Genomic DNA, 16,656 nt, shown 5'->3' with positions numbered 1-16,656 from the left:
GAACGTTCGGCATGATGGCGTTGAGAATGCGGATGCGGGCTGCCACGGCAACGGCTACTCGGCCGCATCGAGGATGGGCGCGACAGTTGCTTTGAAATCCTGCACCGGCACCATGCTCCGGGAGCGGTAGATCAGGCAGGAGCAGCGCAGCAGCGAGGCGAAATTATTGACCTCGCCGTGATGGTCGAGCACCTCGTTGTAGAGCGTGGTCAGGAACTTGCCGACGCTCATGCTCTCCTTGGCCGCGATCTCCTCCAGCGTGTCCCAGAACGCCATTTCCAGCCGGATCGAGGTGCAGTGCCCGCCGATCCGCAACGAGCGGGTCTGGGATTCGTAGTTGCGTTGGGGCTGGTGCGCGAAGAAATTGCACATGGCGTCCTCCCGTCCTGTTGCCATTTTTTCACGATGCTACACCGCTGCCCGTGCCCCCACAATCAGGACGGCAGGCAGAACGATCGCTCCGTCCCGGTTGCGCGATTTTCTCGAACGTCCAATCTCTTCAATGTGATAGGCATCCCTCTTCCCCAGGCCGCCACACGGCTGTTGCCCAACACATGCTTTTGACGCAACACGGCCTAGAATAGCGCCGTCAGCGAATCCAGATCGAAAGCCCCATGCCCGTCCGCCAACTGCCAGAGCAAGTCGTCAACCGCATCGCCGCCGGCGAGGTGGTCGAACGTCCGGCAAGCGTGGTCAAGGAACTGGTCGAGAACGCCATCGATGCCGGCGCGAGCCGGATCGACGTCTTCACCGATGGCGGCGGCCGGCGGCGGATCGGGATCACCGACGACGGCGACGGCATGACCGCGAAGGACCTCGCACTCGCGGTCGAACGCCATGCCACCTCCAAGCTCGACGACGAGGACCTGCTCCAGATCCGCACGCTCGGGTTCCGCGGCGAGGCGCTGCCCTCGATCGGCTCGGTGGCGCGTCTTTCCATCACCACGCGGCACGCGAGCGAACCACATGCCTGGGCGCTGTCAGTCGAGGGCGGCGACAAGTCCGAGATCATGCCGGCGGCGCTGGCGTATGGCACGCGCGTCGAGGTCAACGACCTCTTCTATGCAACGCCCGCGCGGCTGAAATTCCTGAAGACCGATCGCACCGAGGCGGAGGCGATCCGCGAGGTGGTCAGGCGCCTCGCCATGGCGCGGCCCGACGTCGCCTTCACGCTCGCGGGCGAAGAGCGCGCGCCGGTGACCTGGACCGCCGCGCTGCCCGGCGCCGCCGGACGGCTGACGCGGCTCGGCGACATTTTGGGCGCGGAGTTCCGCAGCCACGCCATCGAGGTCCATGCCGAGCGCGAGGGCGTCGTCGTCGCCGGCTATGCGGCAGCGCCGGCGCTGACCAAGGCCAATGCGCTCGGGCAATACCTCTTCGTCAACGGCCGCCCCGTGCGCGACAAGCTGATCCTCGGCGCCGTGCGCGGGGCCTATGCCGACTATCTGCCGCGCGACCGCCATCCGGTGCTGGCGTTGTTCGTCACGCTCGATCCGCGCGAGGTCGATGCCAACGTGCATCCGGCCAAGACCGAGGTGCGCTTCCGCAATGCGGGCCTCGTGCGCGCGCTGATCGTGCACGGATTGAAGGACGCGCTCGCGCGGGAGGGCCGGCGCACGGCCGCCAACAGTGGCGAGAGCGCGTTGTCCTCGTTCCGCCCGGCGTTCACGCCGCGGCCTGCGAGCTGGGACTGGCGCGCCTCGCCATCCGCCCCGGTCGCGCCGATGCCGTCGTTCGACGGATCGGCTGCGCCCGTCTTCGCCGAGCGCGCACAGGCGGCCTTCGATGTCGGCGCGCCCAGTGCGGATGTGCGGATCGAGACCCAGCCCGTCAGCGACCTCGTTGACCGCCCGCTCGGCGCGGCGCGCACCCAGATCCACGAGACCTACATCGTCTCGCAGACCCGCGACGGCCTGATCATCGTCGACCAGCATGCCGCGCATGAGCGCATCGTCTATGAGCGGCTGAAGGCCTCGCTCGCCGCCAACGGCGTGCAGCGGCAGATCCTCCTGATCCCCGAAATCGTCGAGATGGACGAGGCCACGGTGGAGCGCCTGCTGGAGCGCAGCGAAGAGCTCGCATCGTTTGGCCTCGCCATCGAGTCCTTCGGCCCCGGCGCGGTCGCGGTGCGCGAGACGCCGTCGCTGCTCGGCAAGACCAATGCAGGCGGGCTGCTGCGCGATCTCTCCGAGCACATGGCCGAATGGGACGAGGCGCTGCCGCTGGAGCGCCGCCTGATGCACGTCGCCGCGACCATGGCCTGCCACGGCTCGGTGCGCGCCGGCCGCAGGCTGCGGCCCGAGGAGATGAACGCCCTGCTCCGCGAGATGGAGGACACCCCGAACTCCGGCCAGTGCAATCACGGCCGCCCGACCTATGTCGAGTTGAAGCTGAGCGACGTGGAGAAGCTGTTCGGGCGGAGGTGAGATTGTAGGGTGGGCAAGGCGAAGCGTGCCCACCACCTATCGCGATCGCAGAAAGTTGGTGGGCACGGCGCGTTGCGCCTTTGCCCACCCTACGGCAGCGAGACTACGGCCTCTTCAGAAACACGAACTCCGTGTCGTCATACGCCCGCCGCTCCAATTCCTCGAAACCTTCCGGCGTCACGAACTGTGCGGCCTTCGCCTCTTCCACCACGAGCAGCGCACCCGGCGTGAGCCAGCCACCGTCGCGCAAGCTCGCAAGCGCCTTCTCCGCAAATCCCTTGCCATAGGGCGGATCGAGGAACACCAGCGAGAACGGCTCGACAGGGTGCGCAGGCCCGAGATCGGTCGCATCGCGGCGATAGACCTTGGTCACGCCGCCAAGGCCGAGCGTCTCGACGTTGTTACGCAGCAGCGCGCGGGCCTCGGCGCCGTTGTCGACGAACAGCGTGAACTTCGCGCCGCGCGAGGACGCCTCGATGCCGAGCGCACCGGTGCCGGCGAAGAGATCGAGCACGCGCGCATCCTCGATCGGATCGTCATAGGCGTGCACGAGGATGTTGAACACGGACTCGCGCAGCCGGTCCGCCGTGGGGCGGATGTCGCGCGAGGACGGTGAGGCCAGATTGCGCCCCTTCAAACGACCGCCGACGACGCGCAATCAGTCCTCCCGCGGCGTCAGATCGCGCTTGCCGTGATAGCCGCGCTTGGGGCGGCGCGGCGGGCCGTAGCCGTTGGCCTCGGACTCGTTGCGCTCGCGCGCCTCCTCGCTGCCGGTGCGCTGTACCAGCACGCGGCGGCCCTTGCGATCGTTGATCACGTCACGTTTGCTGGCAGGCTTCTTCTCGCGTGGCGCTTCGCCGTCGGGCGAAGAAGATTTCTTCGGAACGTCGAACTGCGCGCCCGACTTCTCGATCACCTTGTCGCCGAGCTGATCACGCAGCACGCGCGACTTGATCTCCTCGACCTGGCCTTCGGGGACCTCGCCGAGCTGGAACGGCCCGTAGGATACGCGGATCAGCCGGTTCACCTCGAGCCCGAGATGGGCGCAGACGTTGCGCACCTCGCGGTTCTTGCCTTCGCGGATCGCGAACACCAGCCAGACATTGGCACCCTGGTCGCGCTCCAGCGTCGCCTCGATCGGACCGTATTTGACGCCCTCGACCTCGATGCCGTTCTTCAATTCGTCGAGCTGCGCCTGGGTGACGTCGCCATGGGCGCGGACGCGGTAGCGGCGCAGCCAGCCGGTGTCCGGCAATTCGAGCGTACGCGCGAGCCCGCCGTCGTTGGTGAGCAGCAGCAGGCCTTCGGTGTTGAAGTCGAGCCGGCCGATCGAGATCAGCCGCGGCAGGCCTTCGGGCAGATTGTCAAACACGGTCGGACGGCCCTCGGGGTCGTCATGCGTCGTCATCAGCCCGCGCGGCTTGTGGTAGAGGAACAGCCGCGTACGCTCACGCTCCGGCAACGGCTTGCCGTCGACAGTGACGACGTCGTTCGAGGTGATGTCGAGCGCCGGCGAATTGATGACGCGGCCGTTGACGGCGACGCGGCCCTGCGTGACCATCTCCTCGGCGTCGCGGCGCGAGGCGAGGCCCGCACGCGACAGCACTTTTGCGATACGCTCGCCGGCCTTCTTCGGCTTCGGTGCTTCGTCACGGCGCGGACGGCCCTCGAAATCCCGATCACGGTCACGATAGGCGCCGCGGCCACCGAAGGCGGGGCGCTTCTCGAAGATCCTGCTCTCATCCTCGTTTTCACGGCGCGGACGGTCGCCGAAGCGGCCTTCGTTGCGCGGATGCTCGTGCCAGTCGGAGCGGCCCTCGGAGCGCTCGCGCGGACGATTGAATTTGGGACGATCGCCGCGTTCGCCATCACCATCACGACGAGGCCGATCGAATTTCGGACGGTCGTCGCGCGGGCGATCAAATTTGGGCCGATCGAACTTGGGCCGCTCGCGGAACGGACGATCGCCGGACGCGCGATCGTCGCGCGAACGCGAGAAACGCGGACGGTCATCGCCGCCACCCTGCCGATCGTCGCGCTTCTGCCAGGGCTTGTCTTCGCTGCGGTCACGGCCGCCGAAATCCTTGCGCGGACCCTTGCTGAAGTCCTTACGCGGCGGACGATCGCCACGCGGACCCGCGTCGCGCTTCTGCCAAGGCTTCGAATCGCTGCGCTCGCCACGATCGCGCGGGCGGTCGCCGAAGTCACGCGGGCGATCGCTGCGATCCCCACGGTCGCGTTCGCGATCCGGTGCGCCGCGCGAAAACTTCCGCTCGCCGTCGAACTTGCGTTCCGGGCGGTCGCCACGCGGCGCGTAGGGCCGCTTGTCGCCGAACTTCTTGTCACCGAACCGGCCGGCGGGACGGGAATCGTCGCGATCCCGGCTGCGCGGCGGACGGTCGTCACGGCCATAGGACGGGCGATCACCGCGCGGCTTGAACGGCCGCTTCTCGCCATCGCGCGCGCCGCGATCGGAGAACGGGCGGTCGCCGCGCGGCTTGAAACTGCGCTCGCCGCGCTCCTCACCACCACGGTCGTCGCGCTTGAATTTCGGACGGTCGCTGAAATCGCGGCGCGGGGCATCGCCCTCCTCGCGGCGGCGGAACGGACGGCTGTCGCGGTCACCGCGGGGCGGGCGGCTGTCGCCCCCCTCAGGGCCGCGCTTGGCGAATTTCTTCTCAGGGCCGCGCGGCTTGCCGGACCGGCCCTTGGGCGGGCCTCCCCTTGCCGGGCCTCGATCACGCCGGCCGCGGGAATCGTTGTCTTTGTCGCTGTCGCGAGGCATGAATAATCTCACTTAGGGGGTGGCCAGAAAGCATTGTGCGCGCTCGTTTCGAGCCGCATGCTCAGGCAAATCCGGTATTCACTCTTGCTGAAGGCGGAGCTACTAGCAGGTTTCTGGCGATGATACGAGGCTTGAAAGCCCCCTCTTTCATGGATTTGGCGCTCAAAACGGCCGAAAATGCCGGAAAGGCGGGCGAAGTTCCGATCGGATGCGTCGTGGTCCGAAATTACGAGGTCATCGCCACCGCGGCGAACCGGACGCTGACCGATTACGACCCGACCGCCCATGCCGAGATCATTGCGCTGCGCGAGGCCGCCAAAAAGATCGGCAGCGAGCGCCTGGTCGACTGCGACCTCTACGTGACGCTGGAGCCCTGCACCATGTGTGCGGGCGCGATCTCCTTTGCAAGGGTCAGGCGGCTCTATTACGGCGCCGCCGATCCCAAGGGCGGCGCGGTCGAGTCCGGCGTGCGGTTCTTCGCTTCGCCGACCTGCCATCATGCGCCGGATGTCTATTCCGGGGTCGGCGAGAGCGAGGCGGCGCGGCTGCTCAAGGACTTCTTTCGCGAGCGGCGTTAAGGCGCCGAGAAAAACTCGCGCAGCGCCTTTGCGGTGACGTCCGGGTTCTCCTCGGTGAGGAAATGGCCGGAGTCCACCGGCATGCCGTCGACGTTGGTCGCCCATTGCTTCCACGTATCGAGCGGCGTTGCGGCGGCCTGGGCGATGCCTGCGCCACCCCAGAGGGCCAGCATCGGCACCGTGATCTTCTTGCCGGCCTCGAAATCGACCTTGTCGAGGTCGTAATCGAAATAGGCGCCGGCGCGGTAGTCCTCGCACATCGCATGCACGCGGGCGGGATCGCGGAACGGGGCGATGTAATGTTCGAGTGCACGCAGGTCGATCGCGTCCAGCGTCTTCGACTTGGTCTGGCTTGCCATCTTGAAGCGCAGGAAGAACTCGCCATTGCCTGAAATTAGCGTCTCCGGCAGTGGCGCGGGCTGGGCGAGGAAGGTCCAGTGATAGATCTTCAGCGCGTAGGCGCGGTTCATCCGCTCCCAGTAATTATAGGTCGGCAGGATATCGAGCACGGCGAGCTTCGACAGCCGGCCGGGATGGTCGAGCGCGAGCCGATACGACACCCGGCCGCCGCGGTCGTGGCCGGCGAGCGCGAAGTGGACGTGGCCGAGCTGCTCCATCGCCTCGACCATGGCCTTCGCCATCGCGCGCTTGCTGTAGGGGATGTGCTGCGCATCGCTCTCGGGCATGTCGGACCAGCCATAGCCCGGCAGATCGGCGATGATCAGCGTGAACTTGTCGGCGAGCTGCGGCGCCACGCGGTGCCACATCACGTTGGTCTCGGAGAAGCCGTGCAGCAACAGCAGCGGCGGCCCCTTGCCGCCGACGCGGGCGAAGATGCGGCCGAAGGAGGTGTTGACCCACTCGGAGCCAAAGCCCGGATAGAGGTCGGCGAGATCGGACATCTTCGGCATCCTTATCTGGTCAGTCCTGTCTGGTCAGTCCCGGGCCGCCTCGAACAAAAATGTCGAAAACAACCCCATGCACAGTAGCACGGTGGTCACCTGTGAGGGTTGCTAACCCCAACAGGCGATTGCGCAATTTTGGAATGTCGATGTGGCGGGGCGGAGGCACGCGGCAATCGTGATGCCACCATGCGCGTATTCCGGAAAAAAGCCTGTCAGCCCCGGGCCTTCTCGGCTTCCACCGCCTGCCAGCCGATGTCGCGGCGGCAGAAGCCTTCCGGCCAGTTGATGCGGTCGACGGCCTGATAGGCACGCGCCTGCGCTTCCGTCACGGTCTTGCCGAGCGCGCAGACATTGAGCACGCGGCCGCCATTGGCGAGGATCGCGCCGTCCTTCTCAACCGTGCCCGCATGAAAGATCTCGGCGGTCTCGACCTTGGCGGCGTCATCGAGCCCTTCGATGCGCGTGCCCTTCTGATAGTCGCCGGGATAGCCCTTCGCCGCCATCACCACGGTGAGCGCGGAGTCCGGATGCCAGCGCAGGTCGAAGTGCTTAAGCTCCCCGTCGCAGGAGGCGAGGAACGCCGGCACGATGTCGGATATCATCCGCAGCATCAGCACCTGACACTCGGGATCGCCGAAGCGAACGTTGAACTCGAACAGCTTTGGGCCATGGGTGGTCAGCATGATCCCGGCGTAAAGGATGCCGCGGAACGGCGTGCCGCGCTGCTTCATGCCGGCAACCGTCGGCAAAATGATCTTTGCCATGATCGCGTCGTGGATCGCGGGCGTGACCAGCGGCGTCGGCGAATAGGCGCCCATGCCGCCGGTGTTCGGGCCGACGTCGTGGTCGAACACCCGCTTGTGGTCCTGCGCGGAAGCGAGAGGGATGGCGGTCTCGCCGTCGCACAGCGCGAAGAAGCTGATCTCGCGGCCCGGCAGAAATTCCTCGATCACGACCTCGGCGCCGGCATCGCCAAAGGCGCCCTCGAACATCATGGCGATGGCGTCCTCGGCCTCGCGCACGGTCTTGGCGACCACAACGCCCTTGCCGGCGGCAAGTCCGTCGGCCTTGACCACGATCGGCACACCCTGGCTCTGGACATAGGCACGCGCATCATTGGCGTTGGTGAAGCGCTTGTAGGCGCCGGTCGGAATGCCGAATTCGGTGCAGAGCGCCTTGGTAAAGCCCTTGGAGCTTTCGAGCTGCGCCGCCACCCCGCTCGGCCCGAACGCCTTGATGCCGGCGGCGGTGAGGTCGTCGACGATGCCGGCGGCCAGCGGCGTCTCCGGGCCGACCACCACGAGCTCGACCGCATTCGTCTTGCAGAAGTCGATCACGGCGGCATGGTCGGCGACATCGAGCGCCACGCATTCCGCCTCCCGCGCGATGCCGGCATTGCCGGGCGCGCACCAGAATTTGGTCACCAGGGGGGAGGCTGCGATTTTCCACGCCAGGGCATGTTCGCGACCGCCGGAACCGAGCAGGAGAATGTGCATCGAGGGCTCAGAATAAGGGGTTTGCTGGGGGCGGAGGTCGCACGAATCGGCGCGGGTCTCAAGGGGAAACGCCCCGAACTCCCCGTCATTCCGGGGCGCGCGCGCTTCGCTGTTTCCCTTCTCCCCTTGTGGGAGAAGGTGGCGCGAAGCGCCGGATGAGGGGTTCTCTCCACTCGCACGACCGTTCGTGAGGATAGAGACCCCTCACCCGGCTTCGCTTCGCGAAGCCACCCTCTCCCACAAGGGGAGAGGGTGAGGCAGGGCGCGCCGGAATGACAATCGCCGCTAAACCTGCTTCCCCGCAATGATCTCCTGCAAGGTCGCGACATGCCGCGCGAAAGCGCCGCGGCCAGCGGCGGTGGCAGTCACGGTCGTCTGCGGCTTCTTGCCGACAAAGGCTTTGTCCACGGAGACGTAGCCGGCCTTGGCCAGGGTCTCGATATGCGCGCCGAGATTGCCGTCGGTGGCGCCGGTGAGCTTCTTGAGCCGGGAAAATTCGAGGCCCGCGGCGGTTGCCGGCAGCGAATTCAGTGCGGCCATGATCTTGAGCCGCAGCGGCTGGTGGATGATGTCGTCGAGCTCGGCCATCACGCTAGCTCCGCCGCATCCAGAGGCCGCCGCCGATCAGGCCGGCGCCATTGACGACTGCCATCCACGGCACGAAAGCGTCGCCGGCCACGAAATAATAGCCGACCAGGGTCAACACCGTGATGCACGCCGCAATTGCGACGAAGGCGTAGGCGAGCCATAGCCCCGCAAGCGCATAGAACAGCATGAAATAGATCGTCCAGAATGCGCCCTGCTGCCGTGGCGAGAAATGTCCGAGGACCAGCGAGCAGAAATAGCCAAAGGCGATGCACAGCAGGAAGGCAACGAACATCCGCCGGTCGAAGCTGCTGCGTACGCCCGTGCTGGCCTGTTTGGACGCGCTGATGGCAAACGATCCAGCAAGGCCGAGGACATAAACGGCGAGCCAGATGGGGTAGCCTTCACGCGGCCAGAGCCAGGTGGCGATATTCGCGGCGAACACCAGGGCGCCCCAAAGGATCATCATCTGGCTTGCGATGTCGTAGACCCGCGATCGCCGAACGCGATGAACCATGTCGTCGATGTCGGCGAGCGCCTCAGCCGCCTGCTTGCTGTCGATCATGGCGGCCCCCATCAACCCGGCATCGGCGCAACATCGCGCGGGCGGTCGCCGGCAAGACGTCGTTTACGCGCAACGCCAATGGTGCGCATGGCCGTGTAGCCGATCAGGAACATCAAGGCCTTGCTGACGATGCCATAGATCGACATGGCAGCCGACCAGGTCCCGACATCGAAATTGAGAGCCACGATCACGTTCAACGCCGCGGAGAAGAACATCAGGCCCGACCAGGCGTAGCCGACAATGATTGCGATATCCGGCACCAGCTCGATTGCAATCGGCGGCAGATAACGATTCATCCATCCCCGCTTCAGCATCACAACGCCGACGACGATGTAGATCACGCTCGGCTTGATCATCACGAAGCGCGGATCGTTGGTGATCAGCGTGACGGTGCCGGCGCCGAGCACCAGAAACAGGCTCATCCACTGCATGGTGTCGATCGGCTTGCGGCGCGCGACTTGCCAGCCGATCTGGGACACGCCCAGCACCATGCCAAGCACGACCGACAGGGTCACATTGTGGGTCAGCAGGTAAAGGGCGAGAAAGAACAGCGTCGCCGCCATGTCGAGAAGCAGCAGTTTTCCGGCTTCGAACAGGTTTTTCATGGCTGTCTCCACAGCTTGCCAGCAACAGCAGGGCAATCGCATATGACGACATGGCTACGCCCGAGCAAGCGCCTCGTCCTTCGAGACGACCGCTTCGCGGTCTCCTCAGGATGAGGCTCAGCTGCACCAGTACCCGGTGAAGCGACTGCCGCAAACTCCGCCCTCATCCTGAGGGCCCGCCGCAGGCGGGCGTCTCGAAGGATGGCCGCTGGGAAGCCGCTCCCATATGCGATTGCCTTGCCAACAACTCGTCGCATCATGACTGCCCGCTCCCGCGCGTTGCCACGTCCTCGGCGATTGCATTGACCGCCTTCGGGTTGGTGACCATGCCCATGTGATTGACGCCGTCGATCATCTTGACGTCGACCGACGGCTTCACCGCCTGGACGGTCTCGGCATATTTGTCCGAGATCATCATCTCATCGTCGGCGCCGCCGAAAATCGTCATCGGGTGTGTCACCCCGGGCAGATCGAGCCGGTAGCCGCGTGTCGCAAAGTTGCGCATCAGGCGGTCGGAATAGGTGGAGGTGAGGTACTTGGCCGAATTCGCCGGCACGGCGAAGGCGAGCACCGGAAGCTGCGCACAGCACTCGATGCCGAGCTTGCGCAGCGCCGCCAGCCCGAAGTAGCGCGGAAGGTCAGCATTGGCCCAACCGCCGGCGTGCGGTTTGTTGGTCGGCGCGTCGTAGCCGAGATAGGGCGCGATCAGGACAGTGCGGACGAACAGGTCCTGCATGATCGGCGTCGCGGCAACACGCAACGAGAAGCCGGCGCCGGCGGAATGACCGATCAAGGTCAGCGGCAAATCGGGCGCGGCCTTACGGACATGGGCGACGAAGTCGACCAGATCGTCCTCGAGCTGGCCGACATAGCCGATATCACCGCGCGTCCCGGAGGCGCCATGGCCGCGCGTATCGAGTGCCCAGGTTTCGACGCCGTGCGCGGCGAATGCCGCCGTCAGGGCATGATTGACGGTGCCGGAGGAACCGGACGATCCATGGATGAAGATGGCGCCGCGGTCGGTGGCCGTCCCCTTCGGCGCGTAGTGCCGGAAGCCAAGCCAGGTGCCGTCGCGGGCCTGGAAGCGCTCCAGCGGCGGGAGGGTGGACCAGTCGATCCCCTTGGCGGAGTCCGAGACAGAGCGCATCTCGGCAGGCCGCTCCAGCGGCGTCGCGATCAGGGCGGTGAGCAACAGCGCGACAGCGCCAACCGCGCACAGGCCCCATTTCAACAGGCTTAGAGAACCCCGCAGCAGCCGCATCGCCATCGCAAACTCCCTCGAACTGATCATCAATAGAGAACTCTATATTACAGAGTACTCTTCATATCAATCCCCGGATTGGCGCCGCGCCGCGAAAATCCTTAACGTCGGGTCTGACCCCAAAATGCCGAATCGTTTGCCGATGCCGCCTGCGGAACCACTGCTCAACGCCCCCGAATTCACCGTCTCCGAGCTCTCGCAGTCCCTGAAGCGGACGGTGGAGGACGCCTTTGGCCATGTCCGGGTCCGCGGCGAGATCTCCGGTTTCCGCGGCGCCCACTCCTCCGGCCACTGCTATTTCGCGCTCAAGGACGAGAGCGCCAAGATCGAGGCGGTGATCTGGAAGGGCGTGCACGGGCGGATGCGCTTCAAGCCCCAGGAAGGGCTCGAGGTCATCGCCACCGGCAAGCTCACCACCTATCCGGGCTCCTCCAAGTACCAGATCGTGATCGAGGCGCTGGAGCCGGCCGGCATCGGCGCGTTGATGGCGCTGATGGAGGAGCGCAAGAAGAAGCTCGCCGCCGAGGGCCTGTTCGACGAGGCGCGCAAGCAGTTGCTGCCCTGGCTGCCGGAGGTGATCGGCGTGGTGACCTCGCCGACCGGCGCCGTCATCCGTGACATCCTGCATCGGCTCGAGGACCGCTTTCCCCGCCACGTGCTGGTGTGGCCGGTCAAGGTGCAGGGTGAAGGCTCGGCCGAGCAGGTCGCAGCCGCGATCCGCGGCTTCAACGCGCTGCCCGAGGGCGGCAAGATTCCGCGGCCCGATGTGCTGATCGTGGCACGCGGCGGCGGCTCGCTGGAGGACCTCTGGTCGTTCAACGAGGAGATCGTGGTGCGGGCAGCAGCCGAGAGCATGATCCCGCTGATCTCGGCGGTCGGGCACGAGACCGACATCACGCTGATCGACTTCGTCGCCGACAAGCGCGCGCCGACGCCGACGGCGGCGGCCGAGATGGCGGTGCCGGTGCGCAGCGATCTCTTCGTCGAGGTCGCCGATCTCGCACGGCGCACCCGCGCCTATTGGCAGCGTGCCCATGAGAGCCGCCGCAGCGAGCTGCGCGCCGCCGCGCGCGCCCTGCCCGCGGCAGGCGATCTGCTCGCGATCCCGCGGCAGCGGCTGGATTCGGCGGGCGCCTCGCTACCCCGCGGCCTCAAGGCCAACACGCACGCGCATTTCCGCCGGTTTACCGCGGCGAGCGCAAAGCTGACGCTGCGGGTGCTGCACGGGCAGATTTCGCAGGCTGATCACCGCCTCACCGTATGCGGCGAGCGGCTCGGCCTGTCCGCGCGCTCGCTGCTGCGGCAACGGCGCGACCGTTTCGCCGGGCTGGAGGTGCGCTTGCGCGCCTCGAAACTTTCGAATGCGCAGGCGCAGCGCAACGCAATCGCACGCCAGCGCGAGCGCACGCATCGTCTGGCCGAACGCGCGGGCCGCGCGCTTGTCACGCTGTTGCAGCGGCTGGATGCCCGCATCGAGAACAGCGGCAAGCTGCTCTCGGCGTTGTCGTATCGCGGCGTGCTCGCGCGCGGTTTTGCCTTGGTGCGGGATGAAGCCGGCCATCCCCTGCATGCGGCCGACGCGATTGGTCCCGGCGCTCGCGTCGAGATCGAGTTTGCGGACGGCCGTGTCGGTGCGACGGCGGATGCGGATCGCCCGGCGCCTGCCGCAAAGCGCGCGCCGTCGCAGGCAAAGCCGGCCACGCAAGACGTAAAACCTGCGCCGAAGCGCATGGCCAAGCCGGTGGATCAGGGCAATTTGTTTTGAGACGCGACAGCGTTGCCCCGCCCCCGCTGTCATTCCCCGCGAAAGCGGGGAATCCAGTACGCCGCGGCCTCTCGATCAATCGCTGACGTCTCGGAGTACTGGATCGCCCGGTCAAGCCGGGCGATGACAGCAAGGGTGTGGAAACAGCTCGTAGCCCGCCTACCGGCAGGACAATCCCGCGTCGATCGTGGTCCAGAAGCCGCAATGTTCCGGCGCGATCATCGGCGCGCCGGCGTGGGCTTCGAACAGGAAGATCGCGACGGTGAAGACGATCAGTGCGGATGAGAACAGGACGAAGCGATTGCGCATGAGGACTGCGTTTAATCGACATCGTGGTCGAACTAAGGCGCCGTCACCTGCTGAAACCGCCGCGACACGCGATACGTAGATTCACGGTCGGCCATACTCCGTGCAGGGCGGTGGTCGATGCGGGGCTGTCCGCCTGACGTTGTTCCTCGGGCGACCCCGCTTCCGCCTTCGCTCTATCGAGCTACGGCGGGACAAGCCCGCTCCATCCGGGCTACAGGACCGCCCTCACCGCGCCAGCCACTCCGCGACTTCCTTCTGCGACTCCGCGCGCGCCTCTGCGTCCGTGCCGAGATGGCCGTGCTCGGGCGCGGCGGCGTCGGTGGTGCCGGCAGCTGCGTGCAGCGGCGTATTGGCGCGGTCGAAATCGTGATAGGCGCCGGGATAGACCACGATGCGCGTGAGCGCGCTGCGGCCGCGGGCGCCGTCGACCATCTGGCGGCAGGCCGGCGGCGACGAGACGTCATCATTGGCGCCGATCAGCACCAGGGTCGGCACCCGCGCGCTCCAGCCGAGGCCGGCGGAGATCCGGCAATCCGGATAGAACGCGATCGCCGCGCGAAAATCCGGCCCCGCGTCGCGCGCGGCGCTCTGCGGACGCACCGCCCAGAGCAGTGCGCTGGCGCCGTTGGCCCAGCCGATCAGGCTGACGCGGTCGCGCGCGACCCAACTCTGCTTCATCAGCCAGGCGCGCGAGGCCGCGATATCGGCGACGCGCTCGCGCCGCGCCTTGATGTGCATCTCCTTGACGCGGCATTGCGGCCCGAGCTCGCGCGAGCCGTAGCTGTCGGGCAGCAGCACGGCGTTGCCGGCCTTCAGCAATTGCAGCGCCCAGTCGCGATAGCGCGGCAGCACCGATTCTGAATGATTGCCAAGGCCGCCGCAGCCGTGCAGCGCGATCACGGTCGGAAACGGCCCCTCGCCTTCGGGCTTGTAGAGCTGCCCATGCAGGATTCCGGACGACAGGGGAATGTCGACCTGCTGCGGCGCCGGCGCGGCGTGCGCGGCCGACATCAGCGACATAAGGAACAGGGCGGTCAGTCGAAGGCGCATCGGATTCTGCCGTGGAAGATGCCGGAACCGGCCATCCCTCGCGCGAAGCACTATCATGCGGAAACGGCGGCAAAACATCACAAACCGGTGGGTTTACCGGGCGGACAAGCCACCCTATCTATGCTAAATCCCGTCCAACACATCGTGCCCTCCAGGGTTTTCCACGGAGAGGCCTTCCACGGAGACTTTCGACCGTGCTGAACAAGTTCGGCCCCTCGGGCCATGGCGAAGCGCAGGTGCAATATCTCGACGGCGATTTCCGCGTGATCTCGCCGGGGACCTTCGTCCGTTGCGCGATCACCGACACGCGGATTCCGCTCGACGAATTGAAGTACTGGAGCGTGGATCTGCAAGAGGCCTACGCCACCCCCGCCGCCGTGCTGCAGCGGCATTTCCCCGGCGCGCTGAAGCCGCAGCCGTGATCGCGTAGGGTGGGCAAAGGCGCCTCGCGCCGTGCCCGCCATCTCTTCACGACCGCAACGAACAATGTAGGCACGCTTCCGCCTTCGCTCGCTCAGCTTCGGCGGACAAGTCGTCTTGCCCGCCCAACAAGACCGAGTTCGTGGCATCGCGCGGCTATTGCGGCTCGGGACCATCCGCGCCCACACAGGTCTTGATGAAAGTCTTCCTGGTCTCACCGACCACTTTCTGATCGATCGCCTGCTTCAGGCAATCGACCCGTGCCTGCGCCATGCAGAGCTGCATCTGGTCGCGCTTGTCCTGTCCCTTCAGGCTCTGCGTCGTCGCAAGACACGTGACGCGCTTGGTCGCGGGGACTGGCACCGTGCCGGTTGGGGCAGCGGGAGCCGTCGTCGGCGCCGTCTGCGCAAACACGGGCGCAATGATCAGACACACAAGACTGGCAGCGACGGCTGCGGATGGCAGTTTCATCGGATTCTCCTGATCGTCTGGAACCGATAGGCGTCTAGCGATGAATGTTGCCTGAATGGCCGGCTGCTACAGGGTGAGCAAAGTGTAACTCTCCTGCCGGCGCCGCACGAGCGGCACAGCCTTTCGCGCAACATGAGGATGGAGACGATGTTCGCGCGTACCTGGACTGCGCGCCTCGCCGCCGAAATGTTCTCCGTCGCGCCGATTCGCGTTGCATCGAATCGCGCTTGCACTCCGTGGTAAGTCACTTCGCGCTGTGGTTGGATTTTTCGCTGCGGTTCGGCGCCCTTAAGTTGTTTGACGAAGTTCTGGTGAAACAGAGCGCTGCTAGAGTGCGCGTTAGGTAATTAGCCCTGCTCCTTTGTCGCACAGACCATCAAGTCAACCAAACGGCCATTGAGCTTTGGAATTGGCGCAGTCTGTGAACGGGCTCACATCGGAAGAGCCATCTGACGGGCTACGATCACCTCGAAAATTCGCGGTGGATACTTTGTAAGTCGAAAGTCAACGATGGGGGTGATCATGCCCACCATACTAGACATGCTCTATCGTGAATATTGCCGCGCCCGCCTCGCTGAAATGCGGAAACAGCTTCTGATCATAGCTCAACGCTCTGAAGCTTCCGAAGCGCATCATCATCTTGCGGATCAGGGTGACGATGAGAGGACGGACGCACAACGCAAGACCGGTCGCGGCGTGCCGCATTGAAGCGGCCCGAGACCGGCGAACTCTCCCGTGTAGCAGTGACCAAGCAATTGGCGGCAGTTTGGGAGCAAGCGATGAATACACCCGAATGCTATACTGTCATGGTGGCCTGCGTCTCGTGCCTGACCATCATCGGAATGATGGCTGTTGGAGCCTGGTGAGGGGACTGACCGCTGAGCCGGGCTTGCACGCCCTTAACGGGTCCGCTGGCAAGCACGTTCAGTCGGACCTGTGGCGCCGGACACAGCACGCGCCCTCCCGCATCGTCCGTCGATGGACGCCGGAGGGCTTTCGCCTCGCCTCAGCGCGCAGACCTGCTTTTTGCTGTGAGGTAAGCGTTGCCGCCGCCTGATACCATTGCGGCGGCATCGCGTGAGATCCGGATGTCAGCCTCCGGGCGGACTATACGAAGAGCGCAGCTTCGCCGCGTTCTGGCGGACCTGCTTGATCTCGTCCTGCGTGAACAGCCGGGTCAGTTTCACGTTCTGCAGGGTGCCCACCGTGACGGTCAGACCGGAGATGGCCGGAGCCGTGCTCGGATCAGGCACATCGAAAATCACCAAAACGCCCGGACCGTCGGCAGCAACGCTGTACATCGAAATCAGCTTGCCGCCGGCCGCTTCAATGAGTTTTGTCGCCGCCTCCTGGCGATTGATCGTGGGGTTTTCCAAAATGGCGTTGAGAGCGCGTGGTGTATATTGTCCAGTGAGGCAAAAATGCATGGCATGTT

General features: G+C 65.6%; 18 protein-coding genes. 5 read left to right on the top strand and 13 right to left on the bottom strand.

Going from position 1 to position 16,656, the window contains the following annotated elements; all coding sequences use genetic code 11:
* Positions 1–54 precede the first annotated feature (54 nt).
* Positions 55–372: a ribbon-helix-helix domain-containing protein gene (locus tag ABIB95_RS38605; protein WP_208084502.1), complete on the bottom strand. Its 318-nt coding sequence runs from the start codon at positions 370–372 to the stop codon at positions 55–57.
* A gap of 242 nt (positions 373–614) precedes the next feature.
* Here ABIB95_RS38605 and mutL point away from each other — a divergent pair, with 242 nt between their 5' ends.
* Complete coding sequence (gene mutL / locus ABIB95_RS38600; protein ID WP_354247698.1) at positions 615–2,426, top strand: DNA mismatch repair endonuclease MutL; 1,812 nt, start codon at positions 615–617, stop codon at positions 2,424–2,426.
* 103 nt (positions 2,427–2,529) lie between these two features.
* Here the strand turns inward: mutL and rsmD are convergent, their stop codons facing one another.
* Both rsmD and ABIB95_RS38590 read right to left on the bottom strand, forming a co-directional pair.
* On the bottom strand, positions 2,530–3,084 hold the full coding sequence (gene rsmD, locus ABIB95_RS38595) for a 16S rRNA (guanine(966)-N(2))-methyltransferase RsmD (protein ID WP_354247695.1): 555 nt from the start codon (positions 3,082–3,084) through the stop codon (positions 2,530–2,532).
* Entirely contained in the window at positions 3,085–5,211 is a 2,127-nt protein-coding gene (locus ABIB95_RS38590) for a pseudouridine synthase (protein ID WP_354247692.1), read from the bottom strand.
* A gap of 119 nt (positions 5,212–5,330) precedes the next feature.
* Between ABIB95_RS38590 and ABIB95_RS38585 the strand changes: the two genes are divergently transcribed.
* Positions 5,331–5,789 (top strand): nucleoside deaminase, encoded by a 459-nt coding sequence (locus ABIB95_RS38585; protein ID WP_071909524.1) that lies wholly within the window; start codon positions 5,331–5,333, stop codon positions 5,787–5,789.
* Here the strand turns inward: ABIB95_RS38585 and ABIB95_RS38580 are convergent.
* The 6 genes from ABIB95_RS38580 to ABIB95_RS38555 all read right to left on the bottom strand — a co-directional run bounded on the left by ABIB95_RS38580 (position 5,786) and on the right by ABIB95_RS38555 (position 11,212).
* On the bottom strand, positions 5,786–6,691 hold the full coding sequence (locus ABIB95_RS38580) for an alpha/beta fold hydrolase (protein ID WP_354247689.1): 906 nt from the start codon (positions 6,689–6,691) through the stop codon (positions 5,786–5,788). The genes ABIB95_RS38585 and ABIB95_RS38580 overlap by 4 nt on opposite strands.
* A 215-nt stretch (positions 6,692–6,906) precedes the next feature.
* On the bottom strand, positions 6,907–8,190 hold the full coding sequence (gene purD, locus ABIB95_RS38575) for a phosphoribosylamine--glycine ligase (protein ID WP_354247686.1): 1,284 nt from the start codon (positions 8,188–8,190) through the stop codon (positions 6,907–6,909).
* A gap of 285 nt (positions 8,191–8,475) precedes the next feature.
* On the bottom strand, positions 8,476–8,778 hold the full coding sequence (locus ABIB95_RS38570; protein WP_028157942.1) for a winged helix-turn-helix domain-containing protein: 303 nt from the start codon (positions 8,776–8,778) through the stop codon (positions 8,476–8,478).
* A gap of 4 nt (positions 8,779–8,782) precedes the next feature.
* Positions 8,783–9,340 (bottom strand): hypothetical protein, encoded by a 558-nt coding sequence (locus ABIB95_RS38565; RefSeq protein WP_354247682.1) that lies wholly within the window; start codon positions 9,338–9,340, stop codon positions 8,783–8,785.
* An 11-nt stretch (positions 9,341–9,351) separates the two neighbouring features.
* On the bottom strand, positions 9,352–9,945 hold the full coding sequence (locus ABIB95_RS38560; protein ID WP_354247679.1) for an inner membrane-spanning protein YciB: 594 nt from the start codon (positions 9,943–9,945) through the stop codon (positions 9,352–9,354).
* Positions 9,946–10,201: 256 nt separating this feature from the next.
* Positions 10,202–11,212 carry an alpha/beta hydrolase gene (locus tag ABIB95_RS38555; RefSeq protein WP_354247676.1) on the bottom strand — a complete coding sequence of 337 codons (1,011 nt, stop codon included), beginning with the start codon at positions 11,210–11,212 and terminating at the stop codon, positions 10,202–10,204.
* A gap of 136 nt (positions 11,213–11,348) precedes the next feature.
* Between ABIB95_RS38555 and xseA the strand changes: the two genes are divergently transcribed.
* Entirely contained in the window at positions 11,349–12,971 is a 1,623-nt protein-coding gene (xseA, locus tag ABIB95_RS38550; protein WP_354247753.1) for an exodeoxyribonuclease VII large subunit, read from the top strand.
* Between the two features lie 159 nt (positions 12,972–13,130).
* Here the strand turns inward: xseA and ABIB95_RS38545 are convergent, their stop codons facing one another.
* Positions 13,131–13,280 (bottom strand): hypothetical protein, encoded by a 150-nt coding sequence (locus ABIB95_RS38545; RefSeq protein ID WP_008130160.1) that lies wholly within the window; start codon positions 13,278–13,280, stop codon positions 13,131–13,133.
* 225 nt (positions 13,281–13,505) lie between these two features.
* Entirely contained in the window at positions 13,506–14,330 is an 825-nt protein-coding gene (locus ABIB95_RS38540; protein WP_354247674.1) for a dienelactone hydrolase family protein, read from the bottom strand.
* Positions 14,331–14,524: 194 nt separating this feature from the next.
* Between ABIB95_RS38540 and ABIB95_RS38535 the strand changes: the two genes are divergently transcribed.
* Positions 14,525–14,752 carry a DUF2093 domain-containing protein gene (locus tag ABIB95_RS38535; RefSeq protein ID WP_014491939.1) on the top strand — a complete coding sequence of 76 codons (228 nt, stop codon included), beginning with the start codon at positions 14,525–14,527 and terminating at the stop codon, positions 14,750–14,752.
* Positions 14,753–14,906: 154 nt separating this feature from the next.
* Here the strand turns inward: ABIB95_RS38535 and ABIB95_RS38530 are convergent, their stop codons facing one another.
* Positions 14,907–15,221, bottom strand: a complete 315-nt coding sequence (locus ABIB95_RS38530; RefSeq protein WP_354247671.1) for a hypothetical protein — start codon at positions 15,219–15,221, stop codon at positions 14,907–14,909.
* A 510-nt stretch (positions 15,222–15,731) separates the two neighbouring features.
* On the opposite strand from ABIB95_RS38530, the gene ABIB95_RS38525 reads away from it, so the two are divergent.
* Positions 15,732–15,929: a hypothetical protein gene (locus ABIB95_RS38525; protein ID WP_223153847.1), complete on the top strand. Its 198-nt coding sequence runs from the start codon at positions 15,732–15,734 to the stop codon at positions 15,927–15,929.
* A 383-nt stretch (positions 15,930–16,312) separates the two neighbouring features.
* Here the strand turns inward: ABIB95_RS38525 and ABIB95_RS38520 are convergent, their stop codons facing one another.
* Entirely contained in the window at positions 16,313–16,648 is a 336-nt protein-coding gene (locus ABIB95_RS38520; protein WP_063985608.1) for a GYD domain-containing protein, read from the bottom strand.
* Positions 16,649–16,656: the final 8 nt, after the last annotated feature.

Source organism: Bradyrhizobium sp. LA2.1, assembly GCF_040547725.1.
GTDB lineage: Bacteria > Pseudomonadota > Alphaproteobacteria > Rhizobiales > Xanthobacteraceae > Bradyrhizobium > Bradyrhizobium barranii.
The sequence above is the reverse complement of the archived record's forward strand: the minus strand, read 5'-3'. Positions and strand labels throughout refer to the sequence as shown.